Below are 18163 nucleotides of genomic sequence, written 5' to 3' on the forward strand. Positions count from 1 at the left end.
TTAGCCGCCGCACGATGTGCCCGGCTCAATCCCGCCAAAGCGACGGGGTGATCAGGGCGATGATCGCCAGCGTTTCCAGACGCCCGATGACCATGGCCGCGCACAGCGTCAGCTTGGCGCTGGCAGAAAGATCGATCAGGCGAATTGGTACGTCGGTGGCCAACTCGATCAACGGCCCCGTCGTGCTGAGCGTGGCCACGCTGAGCACCATGGCCTGTTCGAATCCGGACCCCATCGCCGCAAGCAGAAGGTTGAAGACCGCAAGGGTCAGCGCAAAGAGCATCAGAAAGATCCAGGCGATGAACGCACCATCGCTTTGAATGCGGCGATTGCCCCCCCCTGCACCGCTGACGGATGAGGGATAGATCAGGCGGTCGATCTCTCGTGCGCCATTCAGATACAGCGCGAAGACCCGCAACAGCTTGACCCCTCCGGCTGTCGTCGCGACCCCGCCGCCGATCAATGCCAGCCCCATCAAAAGCAAACCGGGCGTTCCCAAACCCGACAGTTGCTGTGCGTCGTTCCAGTTCGCGCTTTCGAATCCGGCCGTCGTCAGGAAAGCCAGAACGGTGAACAGCATCCCCCAGATGACCTGCAAGGCCTGCAATGGTTCCATTTGACCACCGATTTCCGTCACGCCCGCAACAACCCGGAAGAACAACAGGATTGCGACGCCCAGGACAATCATCAGACCAATACGAAACTCGGGGTCCGTATCCAGACGGGAATAGCCTGTTGTCGCGGTATCCTTCGAAAAAGTCAGACGCGAGAGAGCAAAGAACAGGAACAGAAACAGGATGGCTTCGCCCGTAAACCCGGCCTGCGCCCCTTCCATGCCCCCGACCGGGGAGATGCCGGACGTGGCCATCACTGCCATCGCATGGCACACCGCCGTCAGACCGACTTCACCGGCGATCAACAGAAGAACCCAGATCACGGTCGTCAGCCCGACATAGACTGGCGTCAGGGTCCTGGCGACACGGATCAGACGGCCACGCGGGTCCACGCGTTCGCTCTGCGCCACCCCTGACACCGGGCGCCCCGGCTGGCCTTTGGCAGTGACCTCGAACCCGCCAAGCGACAGCGGCGCAAGGATAGCCGCAGCGGCGATCCACATCAGCAGGCCGCCCATCCAACCGACCATGGCGCGCCACAAATGCAACGGGGCCGTCAGGCGGGCCGGATCCGGAAACAGGTCCGCCCCCGTGGTCGTAAGAGAGCTGACCATATCGAAATAGGCGTTCAGAAAGGTGGTCGTACCAAGCGCGTCGTGAAATGGGATCGCAAGAAATATGGGCAGCAGCGTGAAACAGGCCAGCATCACCGCCAGTTGCCCCAACGTGCCGCGCCGGGGTATGCGGTTGGAGGACGCCATCGCGATGGTGGCTACCAGAAACAAGCCGAGAATCCCGGAATACAGAAAGGATCGTGACGTGTCGTGATCGTCCAGAGCCAACGCATAGATCGCCGGAATCCACATGGTCAGGGATGCAATGCCCCAGATCAGCAGGAACAACGGCAACCGCCGCAACAATCCAACCTGTTGTGTCCCTGCATGCGCCATCAGAAGAAATCGATTGAAACCTGCATCAGTCGTTCAACCTCTGGCACGTCCTTGGCCATGGCAAAGATTGCGACCACATCTTTTTCATCGATCCGCAGGCTGCCTGTCGGTCGCAGAACCTCGTCTCCCTTGCGGACCGCGCCCACAAGCACCCCCTCGGGGAAGTCGATATCGCGCAGACGTTGCCCGGCCATAGGCGAGGTCGACAGAACCTCGGCCTCGATCACTTCGGCCTCGGCGTCCCCGATTGAATAGACCTGACGCACCCGTCCATGCCGGATGTGCCGCAGGATCGAGCTGACGGTCGTGGCCCGCGGATTGATATAAGCATCGATCCCCAAAGGCCCCATCAGGGCCACCATGCTGGGGTCGTTGATCAATGCAATCGCCAGAGCGCACCCTTCGGCCTTGGCACGCACCGCAGCCAGCATGTTCGTACGGTCGTCATCCGTAACTGCCAGCATCGCATCGGCCCGTTCGATCCCCGCCTCGCTCAGCAACCCGGCATCCAGCCCGTCGCCATGCAGCACGATCGTCCGTTCCAGAGCTTCGGCGGCGAGTTCAGCGCAATGGCGGTCGCGCTCGATGATCTTGGCCCGCACGCGGCTTTCGCGTTCTTCCAGCGTTCTGGCCACTTCCAGCCCGACATTTCCGCCGCCCACGATCACCACGCGATCCTGCCGCTTCTGCGCCTTGCCGAACACCTCCATGGTGCGATCCACGTCCTTGACGTTGGTGAAGACATAGCATTCATCGCCCACGAACAGCTGATCCTCGGATTCGGGAGCGAACAGCGTGCCTTCGCGCCGCACCCCAACCACGATGGAACTGAGGGTCGAGAACAGATCCGTCAGCTGCCGCAACGGTGTATTGACGATCGGGCAATCCTCTTCCACCCGCACTCCAAGCAGCTGCGCCTTGCCGTCCATGAAAATCTCGGTGTCAAAGGCGGATGGGGCAGACAGGCGGCGCATTGCGGCGGCGGCAACTTCCCGTTCGGGGCTAATCACCACATCAATCGGCAGATGATCACGACGGTACAGATCCGAGTGGATCGCCTCGAGATAGGATTTCGACCGCAGGCGCGCGATCTTGCGCTGGATCGAAAAGACCGAGTGCGCCATCTGGCAGGTGACCATGTTCACCTCATCCGAATGGGTGGCGGCAATGATCATGTCAGCGTCACGGGCCCCTGCCCGTTCCAGCACGTCCGGATAACTTGCAAACCCGGCGATCCCCTGCACATCAAGCGTTTCAGTCGCCCGCCTTACAAGGTCGGGATTGTTGTCCACGACGGTAACATCGTTCAGCTCGCCCGAAAGATGCCGCGCGATCTGCCAGCCGACCTGACCCGCACCGCAAATAATGACCTTCATGCTTCTGGCCCTTCTGCCTGAAAGGATTGAATGACAGATGCCCCCAGAGCGGTCAATTGAATTGTCATCGCAGCCCGGCTGCGGCATGATAAGCATATGAAAACGCTGTTTCCTATGCTGTTACCTTTGATGGTGCTGTCTTCTTGCGGACCACTTTCGCTGTACTACCGCGAAGGTGAAACCGTATCGCGCCTGCAAAAAGAGACCACTCAGTGCCAGCTGAAGGCGGTCAAGGAAGTGCCGGTAGCCAATCAGATCCGCCAAAGCCCGCCAACCTATTGGCCGGGGCGCACATATTGCGATGGCAGGGGTCGTTGCTATCAATCACCCGGCTGGTGGCAGCCCGGCCGTGTTTATACCGTGGATGTGAATCAGGGCCTGCGCAACACGGTCGAAGCGCAATGCATGGCACAGAAAGGGTTTCGACCCGTAAGCCTGCCGCCGTGCAAACAGAACGTGAAATCACGCGTGCCCGCAACGCGAACAACCACTTTGCCACCGCTCAACAGCGCGTCGTGCTTTGTGAAATTCGATGACGGCTCATTTCAGATCATAACGCCCGGTCAGGCCGGCTGAGGCCGTGCGACCGGCAGATTATTCTGCCGGTTCGGGTTCATCGATTTGCGCCACGCGCGCGCCGGATTTGTTCGAAGTCACTACGCCCAGCGATTTCAATTTCCGATGCAGGGCGCTGCGTTCCATGCCCACAAAGCTGGCCGTACGGCTGATATTGCCGCCAAACCGGTTAATCTGTGTCAGCAGATACTCTCGCTCGAACGCCTCGCGGGCTTCGCGCAACGGCAAGGTGGCCAGTGCGCCAGACAACACGACACGACCTGAATCTTCTGCCTTTTCTTCTTCGTTGGGCAACTCACGCGCCTCAATCGGGCCGGAGCCATCGCCAAGGATCAGAACCCGCTCGATCAGGTTTTTGAGCTGGCGCACGTTGCCGGGCCATGTCATCGTCTGCAACAGGGCAACAGCCTCTTCCGACAATTCCCTGATCGGCAAACCCTGGGTTTCGTTGCACATCTCAATAAAGTGCTGCGCCAGAACCGGGATATCTTCGCGCCGATCTTCCAGTGACGGCACGGCAATCGGGACGACGTTCAGACGGTGGTACAGCTCTTCCCGGAACCGTTCAGCCGCGATTTCTTCGTCAAGATCCTTGCTTGTTGACGAGATCACGCGAAGGTCCACGCGCACCTTGTCACTGCCACCGACACGCTGGAACTGCTGATCCACCAGCACCCGCAGGATTTTTGACTGTGTCCCAAGGGGCATGTCGGCGACTTCGTCAAAATAGACCACGCCTCCATGCGCCTCTTCCAGCAAACCCGATTCCACGCCGCGTTCCGCCGATTCCCGGCCAAACAGCACCTCTTCCACACGTTCGGGTTCGATCCCGGCGCAGTTTACCGTGACAAATGGCGCGTTGGCGCGATTGGAGTGGGCATGGATATACCGTGCTGCGATCTCTTTGCCGGACCCAGCTGGGCCGCTGAGCATCACGCGGCCATTCGACTTGGTCACCTTGTCCAACTGCCCCTGCATGGCGCGGAACGCGGCGGATTTGCCGATCATGTCGGAATTGTTGACTTCTTTCCGCTTTAGAGACGCATTCTCGCGACGCAGGCGAGAGGTCTCCATCGCGCGGCGGATCACCACCATCAACTGGTCTATGTTGAACGGCTTTTCGATAAAATCATAGGCGCCCTGCTTGATTGCGGCGACGGCAATTTCAATGTTGCCGTGGCCGGAAATGATCACCACCGGCACATCCGGGTTGTCGCGTTTCACCGCTTTCAGGATATCGATGCCATCCATTCGGCTGTCTTTCAGCCAGATATCCAGGATCAACAACCCCGGCGGTTCAGAGTTGATCGACGCCATGCACTCGTCCGAGTTGGCCGCCAGCCGGGTTGAATAGCCTTCGTCCTCCAGAATGTCGGACACCAGCTCGCGAATATCGCGCTCATCATCTACGATCAGAATGTCACTCATCTTTGGCCTGCTTTCAGTTTGTTGGTTCTAATTGCCTGCTTCTGTGGCGCTGCCGCTTGGGACCCAGTAACCCCCGGCAATCGGATCACGGCCATCGCGCCAAAATGGTCCTGTCCGTCAAATACGGGCGCATCCTCGAGGGTCAGCGCGCCGCCATGCTCTTCAATGATCTTCTTGACGATGGGCAGGCCCAGCCCGGTCCCTTCGTCACGTGTCGTTACATAGGGCTCAAACAGCCGTGCCCGATCCTCGGGCAGGCCGATCCCGTTGTCTGCAATGGTTATGACCGTACCCGCATCATCACTGGTGACCGCCACTTTGATCTGGGGCTGAAGGTTGTCGAGCGCCCCTTTTTCCTTAAGGGTTGCAATGGCTTCCCCGGCATTCTTGATGAGGTTGGTAAGCGCCTGGTTCAGCATGGTTGCATCCACATCGGCCATGATGGGCTGTTGCGGCAGATCGGCATCAATCTGCACATCCGGCTGCCCGGCCTGTTGCAGCAGCACAGCCTCGTGCACCAGATCAACAAGGTTTTCTTCCCTGCGTTCAGGTTCAGGCATCCGTGCAAATTTCGAGAATTCATCCACGATGCGACGCAGATCGTTGGTCTGACGCACAATCACGTTCGTCATCGAATCCAGGCTGCTGCTGTCTTCCTCGTCCAGTTTGCGCGAGAACTTGCGCTTGATCCGTTCCGCGCTCAGCTGGATCGGGGTCAGAGGGTTCTTGATCTCATGCGCGATGCGGCGGGCCACGTCACCCCAGGCCGCCATCCGTTGGGCGCTGACCAGATCGGTGACGTCATCGAAGGCAACCACATAACCTTCCAGGCCGCCATCTTCTCCGCGACGGATGGCCATGCGGACCAACAGGTTCTCAAGCCGTCCCTTGCGGGTCACTTTGATTTCACCCTGAACGGCCTCTTGCCCGCTGTCCTTCAGACTTTCAAACAGGGGCAGAAATTCCGGCACCGCAATGCCGATGGCCAGATGCTGCTCGCCCCCGGTCCAATCCAGCAACCGCTCGGCCGAACGGTTCACGAATGTAATGCATCCTTCCGGGTCCACTCCAACGACACCCGAAGTGACCGAACTGAGCACCGAATCGAACAGACGGCGCCGGCTTTCAATTTGCCGCGTGTTCTCCAACAGCGTATCGCGCTGTCCTTTCAACTGCCGGGTCATCTGGTTGAAATACCGGCCCAGCATCGCGATTTCGTCGTCGCTGGCCTCTTCAATCACCTGGACGCTCAGATCACCGGCCCCAACCCGCTGCGCCGCGGTGGTCAACCGCCCCACGGGACGCGACAACCGCTCGGCAAACCACATGCCCAGGGACATAGCCGCAAGGATCAGGATCAACGCAAAGCCCAGATACAACAGGCCGAACTCGAACAGCACCCTGCCCCGTTCGCTTTCCAGTTGCTGATAGAACTGTGCCGTTTCCTTGGTATCGTCCAGCAGCGTCAACAACTGCCCATCCACCTCGCGGCTGACATAGAGATAGCGATCCAGATAAGCCTTCAGAGGGACCAGCGCCCGGAACTCATTGTTGGGCCAGTCGGCGATGATCAGCAGGCCCTTGTCCGTGGCTTCTGCAATCTGCTCGGGGGTTGGGGCTTCGTAGTTGAACAAGTAGGACCGGTCCCCGCGCGATTTGATTTCGCCACCACCGTCGATGACATAGGCTTCGCGCAGCCCCCGTTGAATCTGAGCCTGCCCCTGCGCCAAAACTTCGCGCAGTTCAGCGTCCGAGATATAGAAGTCCAGCGATCGCGCATTATCCAGATATCGCGCAAGAACAGACGCGTCTTGCGTCAACCCCCGACGGTGTTCCTGTTCATACGCTTCTGCCGCGGTCAGCGAAGATCCCACGACCTGACGCACGCGGTCGGAAAACCAGCCCTCAAGGCCGATATTGACGGTCAATCCGGCAAAAATCGCCACGGTCACGGTTGGAACCAGCGCCAGCAGAGTAAACGCCCCGATCAGGCGCAAATGCAGGCGCGAACCCGCCGACTTGGCCCGACGTGCGGCAATCAAGCTGCCAACCTGCCCAAGCACAAGTGCAGCAACAACCAGAACGTATACGAGATCGGCCAACAGAATCAGCCGCAAAGTCGGTGCCGTCGCGCCAAGATCGAAAGGACCGATGACAAGATAAGTGGCCAGCGCCAGAACAGGCCCCATGAGAACCAGGCCAAACGTGCCAAAGTTGCGCAGTTTCCGTGATTTACGCCATCGACTGATCGATGGGATCATCCCGCTCTGTGCTCGGGTTGCCACTGTCTGCCCTCATCCTGATGTGCCGCTTGCGCGGCTTACCGCCATATATCGTGATCTTTTCCCAACAGATGCCGGGATGCCACGGTTTGTGTGGCGATATTACATCAGTTTGCGTCGACGTGTCACCTGAATATCGAGATCCGTAATCTTTTTTCGCAACGTATTTCGGTTGATTCCCAGCAAATCGGCACATTTCGCCTGATTTCCGCCAGTTGCATCCAGCGCGATTTCGATCAGCGGGGCCTCAACTTCCCGTAAAATGCGCTGATACAGGCCCGGGGGCGGCAAAATGTTGCCGTGCAGGTCAAAATATCTCCGCAGATGCCGCTCGACCGAGGTCGAAAGCTTTTCGCGTTCGCCGCCGCTCAGGACCGGTTCCGCCTCTGGCTGGCTGCCCAGCACCATTTCCACTTCGGCTTTGGTGATTTCATCGGCCCGGCTGGTCAGACCCAACCGGCGCACGGCATTTTCCAGTTGCCGCACGTTCCCGGGCCAGGAATAGCGCCGCACCAGTTCCACCGCCTCGGGGCTGAGCCAGCGTTTGGTGCCGTTTTCCCGCTCTTCCCGAGCCAGAAAGTGCTCGGCCAGCAGCGGAATGTCATCCACCCTTTCACGCAGTGATGGAACGTGGATCGTCGCCCCGCACAAACGATAATAAAGGTCCTGACGGATGCGCCCGTTCTCCATCCCTTCGGTCAGGTCTGATTGGCTGGTGGCCATGAAACGGGGAACGTGATCGCCCGGAGTATCCATCATGCGGACGATACGCGCCTGAAGCTCATCCTCGATATCTGCGATTTCGTCTATCAACAATGTGCCGCCGCGAACCCGCGCCATCACGCGCGCCGGGCCCTCCAGATCGCGCAATTCGGCAGCGGTGACAGTGACAAAGGGCAAGGTTCGACGGTCGGAGAAATCGTGAATGGCCCGCGCAATCAATGACTTGCCCGTGCCGCTTTCGCCGGAGATCATGACCGAGAGATCCGTGTTCATTACCCGCGCGACCAACCGGTACAGGGCCTGCATCACCGGTGTACGCCCGACCAGAGGCAGTTCTTCGGGGCGCTCGCTTGTGCCTTCGGCAGGCACTGGCTGGGCACGTTGTTTCTGATCCAGCGCCCGCGCCGTCCGTTTCATCAGGTCCGGCAGGTCGAAGGGTTTTGGCAGATAGTCATAGGCATCCGCCTCTGTCGCCTGAATCGCCGTCATGATGGTGTTTTGTGCGGAGATCACGATCACCGGCAAACCGGGGCGGTCTTCGGCAATCTTCGGCAGCATCTCAAGCCCGTTTCCATCGGGCATGACCACGTCCGAAATCACCACGTCCCCTTTTCCCTCGCTGACCCAACGCATCAACGTGGTCAGCGACGAGGTCGCATGCACCTTGCACCCGGCACGCGTCAGGGCCTGTGTCAGAACAGTGCGGATCGTGCGATCGTCGTCCGCGACCAGTACGGTGCCATCCATCAGGTGCTCTCCTTCTTGTCCTCGATTGCGTCTCGCGGCGCGCGGCGCAGCGACAGTTTGAATACCGTTCGCCCGGGCACGGATTCGGCCGAAATCCAGCCGTCATGGTCCGAGATTATCTTGCTGACCAGCGCCAGCCCCAGGCCGGTGCCGTTTTCCTTGCCGGATACGAAGGGATCAAAAATATCGCCGCGGATGTCTTCTGGCAGGCCCGGACCATCATCGATGATCTCAATCTGCAAGGGCAGCGAATGCCCTGACCCGTCACTGCGACGCAACCGGAAGGAATGTTCGAAATAGGTCCGCAGGCGGATCGTTCCGCCCTGCGGTCCTGCCGCTTCGGACGCATTCCTGAGCAGGTTCAGGATCACCTGCAGGATCTGATCCGGGTCTCCGTAAGCCAGCGGCAGCGACGGGTCATAGTCTTCGACGATCGTCATGTCAGCGCCAAATCCCAACAATGCCGACCGTCTTGCGCGATCCAGCACATCGTGGATGTTGACTGGCTTGAAGTCAGGTTTCTGAAGGTTCCCGAATTGCTCGACCTGTTCCAGCAACTTCACGATCCGGCGGCTTTCGGCAACAATAAGATCCGTTAGTTCAAGATCTTGCGGCGGTATATTCATGCTGAGCAACTGCGCCGCACCAGTGATCCCGGCCAGCGGGTTCTTGATCTCGTGCGCCAGCATTTCCGCCATGCCGATGGCGGATTGTGCCGCGGATTTGACCGTATTCCCCCGCGTCATCCGACCTGCCAGTTCACGAGGCGAGATGATCATGATCATGGAGCCCGGATGCCCGACCAAAGGCGCAATCTGCAACGCGCATTGCAGCGGCGCTCGGCTACCCGACCCCACATCCACATCATTCACGAACAATGGCGTGCCCTGCCAGCGGGCGCGCTCGAACGCCTCTTCCAACGGCGCGTCCACGGCGATCTGATCCCACACCGGATGGCCGATCACCGATTTGCGCGACGCATTCAGAAACCCCTCACCCGCAGCATTCACATCGGATATCCGATCCTGTTCATCAATAATGAACGCCGGAACCGGCAGCGAGTTCCAGATGCTGGCATCGGAATTCATGCCGCCACCTCGTCCGTGTCGCTGAGTGCATCCGCCAACAGGCGCAGAACTTCCGCGGGATCACGTGACGTCAGCACAGCCCGACGCAAGGGCGCGGGCGTTGCGGCTTCGTCCATGTACCATCCCAGATGCTTTCGGGCGACACGCAAACCCAGATCGGCGCCGTAGAAATCCAGCATCGCTTGATAATGCGCGCAAACCAAATCAACCAGATCATGGCCGGTCGGAATCTCGGGCGCCTCGGCCCCGTACAGGTCGTGACAGATTTGCGCCAACACCCAAGGCTTGCCCTGGGCGCCACGACCGACCATCACCCCATCCGCGCCGGATTGGCGCAACGCGGATCGGGCGGCGTCAGTGTTCACGATATCTCCGTTCGCGATGACCGGGATCGATACGGCCTCTTTCACCGCCCGGATTGCCCGCCAATCGGCGTGACCCTTGTAGAACTGACAGCGTGTGCGGCCATGGATCGTGACCATCTGAATACCCGCGTCCTGAGCGCGGCGTGCCACGTCGGGCGCGTTCAACAGAGTGTCGTCCCATCCCAGCCGGGTTTTCAGCGTCACCGGCAGATCGACCGCTCCCACCACGGCCTCGATCAGTGCCAGCGCGTGATCCGGTGTTTTCAGAAGGGCCGAGCCGGAATAACCGTTTGTTACCTTCTTGGCGGGGCACCCCATGTTGATGTCGATCACCCGCGCGCCACGGTCGGCCACCTGACGGGCCGCCTCGGCCATCCAATGGGCCTCACGCCCGGCCAGTTGCACGGCGGTGTTTTCCACATCCGCGGACAGTTCCGCCCGTTCCCGCACACCGGGCTTGGCCTGCACCATCTCTTGACTGGCGACCATTTCACTGACGACCATACCCGCACCGAAACGCATCACCAGATCGCGAAACGGGCGGTCGGTGATTCCGGCCATGGGGGCCAGCAAAACAGGCGGTGTTATTTCTTTGTCGGCAAGGTGCAGTGTCAACGTGCTTAATCCTTGGGCAGTTGTGGATTTGATATCGTTTTCTGCGCATATGAACAACAAATCGGCATGCAGCAAGCCCGCAAAATCATCATTTGCCTAATTATTAATCTCATGACCATGGGTGATTGCCTCTGCATTCACCGCCGCCTAAACAATGCCCATCACGAGGAGAGCGCGCACATATGACAACCGCTGCCATCATAGTTGCCGCCGGTCGCGGGTCGCGCGCCGGGGGTGGCGTGCCAAAACAATGGCGCAGCCTTGCGGGCCGGCGGGTGGCCGATTGGACGATCGAGCGCTTTCGCGGACAGGTGGATCACATTGTTCTGGTGTTGTCCGACGAAGACAGCGTCGCATGGGAAGAATTCCGTGAAACCGACCTGATCCTGGCTTCGGGCGGAACGGATCGCGCGGGATCGGTGCGCAATGGATTGGCTGCACTGGCTGGCCGGAACGTACAGCGCGTTTTGATCCATGACGTTGCAAGGCCTTGCGTCACACCCCGCATCATCACCGACGTTCTGAATGCCCTGGAAACATGTCCGGCGGCGGCGCCCGGGCTGGCGGTGACGGATGCGCTGTGGGTTGGGCATGAACAGGCCGTGACCGGCACGCAGGATCGCAGCAAACTGTTCGCCGCGCAAACTCCGCAGGGGTTTCACTATGACGCGATCATCGCCGCCCACGCCGCCCATCCGGGCGAAGCTGCGGATGATGTCGAAGTGGCCCGCGCCGCCGGCCTTGATGTCTGCATCGTACCGGGCGACGCGGACAATCTGAAGATCACCCGACCCGAGGATTTTGCCCGGGCGGAACGCATAATGGGAACGGAAATGGATGTAAGGCTGGGCAACGGGTACGATGTGCACCGTTTTGGCGATGGGGATCATGTGATCCTTTGCGGTGTGAAAGTGCCGCATGACCGCGGACTGCAAGGCCATTCGGATGCCGATGTCGGAATGCACGCGGTCACCGATGCGATCTATGGCGCTCTGGCACAGGGCGATATCGGGCAGCATTTCCCGCCTTCGGACCCGCAATGGAAAGGCGCCGCCAGCGAGATTTTCCTGCGCCACGCGGTCGAGCTGGCAGGGCAGATGGGATACCGCATCTCGAATGTCGATTGCACGCTGGTCTGCGAATATCCAAAGATTGGCCCGCACGCAGTGGCCATGCGAGAAAGGATGTCTGAAATCATGGGTCTGCGTGCAGATCAGGTTTCAGTCAAGGCGACAACGTCCGAGCGTCTGGGCTTCACCGGCCGCAGCGAAGGCATCGCCTCGCTCGCCACGGCATGTCTGGTGAAAGCATGAACGCGGCACAGATGATCGGGACTGTCGGCGGCGTTGGCTATTTGCGCCCTGCCCCGGGCACCTGGGGATCGCTGGTGGCCCTGCCGATGGCCTGGGTATTGCACATGCTGGGTGGTTTCCCGTTGCTGGCCCTTGCATCGGTTGCGGTTTTTGTCGGCGGCCTCTGGGCCACACGCGTGATGACCGAAGGTCAGGATGACCACGACCCATCCGAAATCGTCATTGATGAGGTCGCAGGCCAGTTCATCGCGCTTTGGGCAATTTCCTATCCGTCCTGGGCGCATGGAATCGACATTACCGCGCTCTGGCCCGGCTGGGTTGCCGGGTTCATCCTTTTTCGTCTGTTCGACATCACCAAACCCGGCCCTGTCGGCTGGGCCGATCGGCGTGGCGATCCGATGGGCGTGATGCTGGATGACGTGATTGCAGGTATATTTGCAGCCATCGGAGTGATGGTTCTGGCAGGTATCGCACACGGAGTTCTGGGGCTATGAACGTGACAGACCTGCTGGACCGCGCCAAGGCGCAGGGCGTGATGATCGCCACCGCCGAAAGCTGCACCGGCGGCATGGTCGCTGCGGCCCTGACCGATATTCCCGGCAGCTCTGCCGTCGTGGATCGGGGTTTCGTCACCTACACCAACGAGGCCAAACAGGACATGCTGGGCGTTCAGGCCGAAACGCTGAACGCGCACGGTGCGGTTTCCGAACAGGTGGCCCGCGAAATGGCAGAAGGTGCGCTGCGCAATTCACTGGCGCAACTTGCCGTCGCGATCACCGGTATTGCCGGGCCGGGCGGGTCCGAATTCAAACCTGAAGGGCGTGTGTGTTTCGGGTTGGCCGCCGAGGGGCGGCCGACGCATGTGGAAACCGTCGAATTCGGCGCACCCGGTCGCGATGCCGTGCGTCGCGCGGCGCGTGACCACGCCTTGGCCCTGCTGTATACGGCCCTTTCCGCAGGTGCCTAATCTTTCAGCACCTGACCAATAGAACCGCTGCTTTTAAAGTCAGTTGAAAAAAGGCCGCCAAAACAGGCGCTTTTTTTTGCCATGCCTCTTTTTTCTCCAACCGACGGTGGCTTGAAACAGCCCACACCGCTCACGCAGCGCCGATCCGCGCCCAGTTTCCACGGATCCGCGCACTCATTCGGAAGGGAGAATGGCCCATGAACGGAGCCGATACAGCCTGGATCATCGTTGCAACCGCGTTGGTCCTTTTCATGACAGTGCCGGGCCTCGCCCTGTTCTATGGCGGGCTCGTGCGTGCCCGAAATGTACTCAGCGTTTTCATGCATTGCTTTGCCATTGCCTGTTTGATGAGCGTCCTGTGGCTGGTCGCAGGGTATTCCATCGCGTTCGGACCCGGTGAAAGCGGGCTTTGGGGTGGTTTGGGCAAGGCCTTCCTCAACGGCGTCGATGTTGACAGCCTTGCCGGAACCCTGCCCGAGATCCTGTTCTTTGCTTTCCAGATGACCTTTGCCATCATAACCCCTGCGTTGATCGTTGGCGCTTATGTCGAACGTGTGGGCTTTGGCTTTGTCCTGACCTTTTCGGCGCTGTGGATGCTGCTGTGCTATGCGCCCGTGGTGCACTGGATCTGGGGCGGCGGGATGCTGGCTGATGGCGGCATTCTGGGCGAGATCGGCGTTCGCGACTTTGCGGGTGGCATCGTGGTGCATGAAACCGCTGGTCTGGCAGCGCTGATTGTCGCGGTCATCCTCGGGCCGCGTCGCAACCGCACCACTCCGCCGCACAACCCCGGTTACGTCATGGTCGGCGCAGCAATGCTGTGGGTCGGCTGGTTCGGTTTCAACGGTGGTTCGCAACTGGCCGCCGATGGCGGAGCGGCGATGGCCCTGACCGTCACGCACCTGTCCGCGGCTACGGCATCGCTAAGCTGGGCCCTGTGGGAGCGTATCCGCTTTGGCAAGGCCTCGATGGTCGGTCTGGTCACCGGCACAATCGCGGGTCTGGCCTCGATCACGCCTGCATCGGGTTTCGTCGGTCCGGTTCAGGCCCTGATCATTGGCGCGGTGGCCGGTGTTCTGTGTCAGGAAGCCGTCAGCGTCGTGCGTAACAAACTGAATATCGACGACACGCTGGATGTCTTCGCCGTGCATGGTGTCGGCGGTATCTTTGGCACGCTCATGATCGCCCTTTTTGGCCTTGGAACCTGGACCGCTCAGTTGGGCGGGCTGATTGTCGTGGGTGCCTTTACGGCAGTTGTCACGTTTGTGTTGGTCAAACTGGTTGCACAGATCACGCCACTTCGCGTAGACGCCGAGACCGAGACAAATGGCCTCGACCTCTCGGTACATGGCGAGCGGGCCTATGACATGAGCAGTTAAGCCCACCTTGGCTGCCCATCGCCCGTAAGGGCAAAAGCGGACCTCTTGGGGGTCCGCTTTTCTTTTGCCCAATCCCTCTCGACTCCAGCCCAAGGGTCGGGCTATCAGCCCGCAACGTGTTTTCAGCCCCGAGGTTTGCGCCATGATCCCCAGTTCTTTTCCCGACAGCACCGAAATCGCCCGCCTGACTGCACGGATGCTGCTGGAGATCAAGGCCGTGCATTTCAACTCGCGGGAACCGTTCACGCTGGCCAGCGGGTTGCCTAGCCCGACCTATATCGACTGCCGCAAACTGATCTCGTATCCGCGTATCCGCTCGACACTTATGGATTTCCTGACCGTCACGGTGATGCGTGATGCTGGCTTTGAGGCATTCGACAACATCGCAGGCGGGGAAACGGCAGGCATCCCCTTTGCCGCCATGGTCGCCGAGCGTATGGCTCTGCCCATGACCTACGTGCGCAAGAAACCCAAGGGCTATGGCCGCAACGCCCGAATCGAGGGGGCGATGAGCGAAGGCGAGCGTGTGTTGCTGGTTGAAGACCTGACCACTGATGGTGGCTCGAAACTGTCCTTTGTCGATGCGATCCGCGAAACCGGTGCTACCTGCGGGCACACCGCCGTCATCTTCTACTACGGCATCTTCCCCGAGACCGAGAAAACGCTGGGTGATCATGGCGTCAAGCTGCACTCGCTCTGCACGTGGTGGGATGTTCTGGCCGAGGCCAAGGCACAGAAAGCCTTTGATCAGGAAACACTTGAGGCTGTCGAAGCTTTCCTGAACGACCCGCGCGGATGGCAAGAGGCCAATAAACCAGCGTAAACCTCTTGTGGAAGGATTGGGGATAAACCCGGAAGAATCGGGCAGTTCGCCACGATATATGGTGACTTTTCCGACAATTCCTACATAATAAGCGATGCATATGCAGGCATCCAAGCGGTCTGGAAAGTTATCCCTAGGCTTTACCCCAAGTTAGCCACAGGTATTTCCAGATAGCTTGCGGTGACGTTTCGCGTGTAGAACCTCGGAACGGGCAGCGGGGATAAAATGAACGAGATCAGCAGTATCGAGCAGGCAGCGGCACAGATTCAGAATGCCGAAACCATGCCGCATTCCATCGAGGCCGAGCAGCAATTGCTGGGCGCGATTCTGACCAATAACGACCTGTACGACCGGGTCGCCTCGATCATCGGGGCTGAACATTTCTATGATCCGGTCCATGCCCGGATTTACGAGGTGGCCTCGGCCCGTATTGCAAAGAACGCGCTTGCCTCGCCCGTGACGCTCAAATCATTCATGGCCGAGGATGAGGGCCTGAAAGAACTGGGCGGTCCCGCTTATCTGGTCAAACTGGCGGGCGCTTCGATCAGCGCATTCGCGGTGCACGACTATGCCCAGATGATCTATGACCTTGCCATCCGGCGCGAGCTGATCCGGCTGGGTCGCGACATCTCGGACAAGGCGGCGCGGGTCGATGTTTCGAGCGAGCCGAAAGAACAGATCGTCGAGGCCGAGCAGCAGCTTTATCAGCTGTCCGAGCAGGGCCAGACCGAGCAAGGCTTTCAGTCCTTCCTCAAGGCCGTCACCGAAGCCGTCAACGTCACCAACGAGGCCTACCAGCGCGGCGGCGGCATGGCCGGGATTTCCACCGGTCTGGCCGATCTGGACAAGCAATTGGGTGGGTTGCACCCGTCCGACCTGATCATTCTGGCCGGCCGTCCATCCATGGGTAAAACCTCGCTGGCGACCAACATCGCCTTCAACGTTGCCAAGGCCTACAAGCGTGGCACAAAGCCCGACGGCAGCGAAGGCGCGATCGATGGCGGTGTTGTAGGCTTCTTCTCACTCGAAATGAGCGCGGAACAGCTTGCGGGCCGGGTTCTGGCGGAAGCCTCGGAGATTTCCAGCCACAAAATCCGTCAGGGCGACATGACCGAGGCCGAGTTCCGTCGATTTGTGGATGCGGCCAAAGAGCTTGAGGCCTGTCCCCTGTTTATTGACGACACTCCTGCCTTGCCGATCTCGCAACTTGCCGCCCGTGCACGACGGTTGAAACGGACCCACGGGCTGGACTTGCTGGTCATCGACTATCTACAGCTGTGCCGCGGCATGGCCGACAACCGGGTGAACGAAATCGCCGAGATTTCGATGGGCATGAAAGCTATCGCCAAGGAACTGAACATCCCGGTCATTGCTCTTTCACAGCTGTCGCGCCAGGTGGAAAACCGCGACGACAAGCGCCCGCAGCTGTCCGACCTACGTGAATCCGGCTCGATCGAGCAGGACGCCGACGTTGTGATGTTTGTGTTCCGCGAGGAATACTACAAAGAGCGCGAAAAGCCCGGTGATCACGAACTGGAAAAGATGGAAGAGTGGAAGCAGGCGATGGAACGTCTGCACGGCAAGGCCGAGGTCATCGTCGGCAAGCAACGTCATGGCCCAATCGGCACGGTCGAGTTGTCGTTCGAGGCCCAATTCACCCGCTTTGGCAATCTGGTCAAGCCTTGGCAACAGGGTGGTGAAATCGAGGGTTATTGATCGCGGGCAGAACACCTGCCCCAGATATTGAACGCCAAGTCCTTTGGTGTTTTTCCTGCCCGGTGTTAACGTGACGGTGACGTTCAACCCAACGCGCCAAACCCGCCCGGAGACCCACTGATTTGCCCGCGATCATATCGGAAATAAGATATCGCAACGGCCCGAACTTTGCTCCGGACGGAGATTTCATTGAAATCCGGGTTCCGACCGGAACCGACGTTACCGGCTTGCAGGTCGATGTTTACAACCCCAATGGCTCGGTGCGCAGTTCGACGGATGTCGACAACGGAACGATGACCACCGTGGGCGGGTTCGACTATTACGTGATTTCGGCGCGCATCAACCGGTTTGGGGCGGTTTCTCTTTCGGACAATGGTTCGGTTCTCAGCTTTGTATCCTTCGACTCGCTGGTAACTGCGACACAGGGGCCGGCCAGTGGCCAGACTTCGACCCAGATCGGCAGCAACGGCACGGACGATACCGCGTCTCTGTCATCGAAGGACGGGGTCAACTTTGTTGAGGATCCCAATCCCAGCCCCGGCGCCCCCTGTTTCGTTTCGGACACCCTGATCCTGACGGACCGTGGCGAAATCAGCGTTCAGGATATCCGCCCCGGTGACAAGGTGATGACGACCGAACGCAGCTCGGCAACCGTTCGGCTTGTTCTATCCCGGTCCCTGCGCCAGGCCGATCTGTTGAAATCACCCGAACTGCGCCCAGTCCGCATTACGGCCGGCGCCCTGGGGCACGGCCTGCCCCGCCGAGACCTGACGGTTTCGCGACAGCACAGAATGCTGGTCCGATCGGACATCGCGCAGCGCATGTTCGACACAAGAGACGTTTTGGTCTCGGCCATCCGACTAACAGACCTGCCGGGCGTTTACGTGGATTACGATGCGACGCAGGTGGTTTATCATCACGTTGTCTGTGACCGTCACGTGGTTCTTCTTGCCGAAGGCGCGCCAAGTGAAAGCCTGCTCACCGGCCCGGAAGCCCTCAAATCCCTTCCGCCCGAAGCGTTGCAAGAGCTGTTGCAGATTTTTCCGGGTCTCGACTGCAATAAGGATATGGACCCTGCCTTTTATATCCCCAGCGGCAGGCGACAGAAAAAGCTGGTGGCCCGACATGTCTGGAACAGCAAGGCGATCATAGATCAGGCCCTGTTCTAGGCTGTGGAACCAAGGCCATCGACCAAAGCGAA

The 18163-nt window shown here is 59.7% G+C and carries 15 protein-coding genes; 8 read left to right on the plus strand and 7 right to left on the minus strand.

Features of this window, described 5'->3' with window-relative positions:
• Positions 1-25: 25 nt before the first annotated feature.
• Entirely contained in the window at positions 26-1564 is a 1539-nt protein-coding gene (locus ACR0FB_RS02160; protein WP_171723168.1) for a TrkH family potassium uptake protein, read from the minus strand.
• Complete coding sequence (gene trkA / locus ACR0FB_RS02165) at positions 1564-2940, minus strand: Trk system potassium transporter TrkA (RefSeq protein ID WP_152458149.1); 1377 nt, start codon at positions 2938-2940, stop codon at positions 1564-1566. Before trkA ends, ACR0FB_RS02160 begins: the two co-directional genes overlap by 1 nt.
• 96 nt (positions 2941-3036) lie before the next feature.
• Between trkA and ACR0FB_RS02170 the strand changes: the two genes are divergently transcribed.
• The gene (locus tag ACR0FB_RS02170; RefSeq protein WP_171632096.1) at positions 3037-3516 is read left to right on the plus strand and encodes a hypothetical protein; all 480 of its coding nucleotides are present in this window, start codon (positions 3037-3039) and stop codon (positions 3514-3516) included.
• A gap of 18 nt (positions 3517-3534) precedes the next feature.
• On the opposite strand, the gene ntrX is transcribed toward ACR0FB_RS02170, so the two are convergent.
• The 5 genes from ntrX to dusB form a co-directional block, all read right to left on the minus strand.
• Positions 3535-4944: a nitrogen assimilation response regulator NtrX gene (gene ntrX / locus ACR0FB_RS02175; protein WP_152458151.1), complete on the minus strand. Its 1410-nt coding sequence runs from the start codon at positions 4942-4944 to the stop codon at positions 3535-3537.
• Entirely contained in the window at positions 4941-7205 is a 2265-nt protein-coding gene (locus ACR0FB_RS02180) for a sensor histidine kinase NtrY-like (RefSeq protein WP_480620001.1), read from the minus strand. Before ACR0FB_RS02180 ends, ntrX begins: the two co-directional genes overlap by 4 nt.
• 123 nt (positions 7206-7328) lie before the next feature.
• Complete coding sequence (locus tag ACR0FB_RS02185; RefSeq protein ID WP_480619520.1) at positions 7329-8696, minus strand: response regulator; 1368 nt, start codon at positions 8694-8696, stop codon at positions 7329-7331.
• Positions 8696-9784, minus strand: coding sequence for a two-component system sensor histidine kinase NtrB (locus tag ACR0FB_RS02190; protein ID WP_152458153.1), 1089 nt, complete (start codon positions 9782-9784; stop codon positions 8696-8698). The genes ACR0FB_RS02185 and ACR0FB_RS02190 overlap by 1 nt, the downstream gene beginning before the upstream one ends.
• Positions 9781-10764 (minus strand): tRNA dihydrouridine synthase DusB, encoded by a 984-nt coding sequence (gene dusB / locus ACR0FB_RS02195; protein WP_480619522.1) that lies wholly within the window; start codon positions 10762-10764, stop codon positions 9781-9783. The genes ACR0FB_RS02190 and dusB overlap by 4 nt, the downstream gene beginning before the upstream one ends.
• Before the next feature lie 182 nt (positions 10765-10946).
• Here dusB and ACR0FB_RS02200 point away from each other — a divergent pair, with 182 nt between their 5' ends.
• The 7 genes from ACR0FB_RS02200 (at position 10947) to ACR0FB_RS02230 (ending at position 18131) form a co-directional block, all read left to right on the plus strand.
• Positions 10947-12077 carry a bifunctional 2-C-methyl-D-erythritol 4-phosphate cytidylyltransferase/2-C-methyl-D-erythritol 2,4-cyclodiphosphate synthase gene (locus ACR0FB_RS02200; protein ID WP_480619524.1) on the plus strand — a complete coding sequence of 377 codons (1131 nt, stop codon included), beginning with the start codon at positions 10947-10949 and terminating at the stop codon, positions 12075-12077.
• A complete protein-coding gene (locus ACR0FB_RS02205) occupies positions 12074-12571 on the plus strand; it encodes a phosphatidylglycerophosphatase A family protein (RefSeq protein WP_480619526.1) in 498 nt (165 codons plus the stop codon). The genes ACR0FB_RS02200 and ACR0FB_RS02205 overlap by 4 nt, the downstream gene beginning before the upstream one ends.
• Complete coding sequence (locus ACR0FB_RS02210; protein ID WP_171632082.1) at positions 12568-13044, plus strand: CinA family protein; 477 nt, start codon at positions 12568-12570, stop codon at positions 13042-13044. The genes ACR0FB_RS02205 and ACR0FB_RS02210 overlap by 4 nt, the downstream gene beginning before the upstream one ends.
• A 197-nt stretch (positions 13045-13241) precedes the next feature.
• Entirely contained in the window at positions 13242-14423 is a 1182-nt protein-coding gene (locus ACR0FB_RS02215; RefSeq protein ID WP_171632079.1) for an ammonium transporter, read from the plus strand.
• Positions 14424-14565: 142 nt separating this feature from the next.
• Positions 14566-15246 carry an orotate phosphoribosyltransferase gene (locus ACR0FB_RS02220; protein ID WP_209832930.1) on the plus strand — a complete coding sequence of 227 codons (681 nt, stop codon included), beginning with the start codon at positions 14566-14568 and terminating at the stop codon, positions 15244-15246.
• A gap of 225 nt (positions 15247-15471) precedes the next feature.
• Positions 15472-16962, plus strand: a complete 1491-nt coding sequence (locus ACR0FB_RS02225; RefSeq protein ID WP_152458159.1) for a replicative DNA helicase — start codon at positions 15472-15474, stop codon at positions 16960-16962.
• Between the two features lie 122 nt (positions 16963-17084).
• Positions 17085-18131, plus strand: a complete 1047-nt coding sequence (locus tag ACR0FB_RS02230; protein WP_480619528.1) for a Hint domain-containing protein — start codon at positions 17085-17087, stop codon at positions 18129-18131.
• Positions 18132-18163 lie beyond the last annotated feature (32 nt).

It is taken from the genome of Ruegeria sp. P10, from assembly GCF_056534925.1.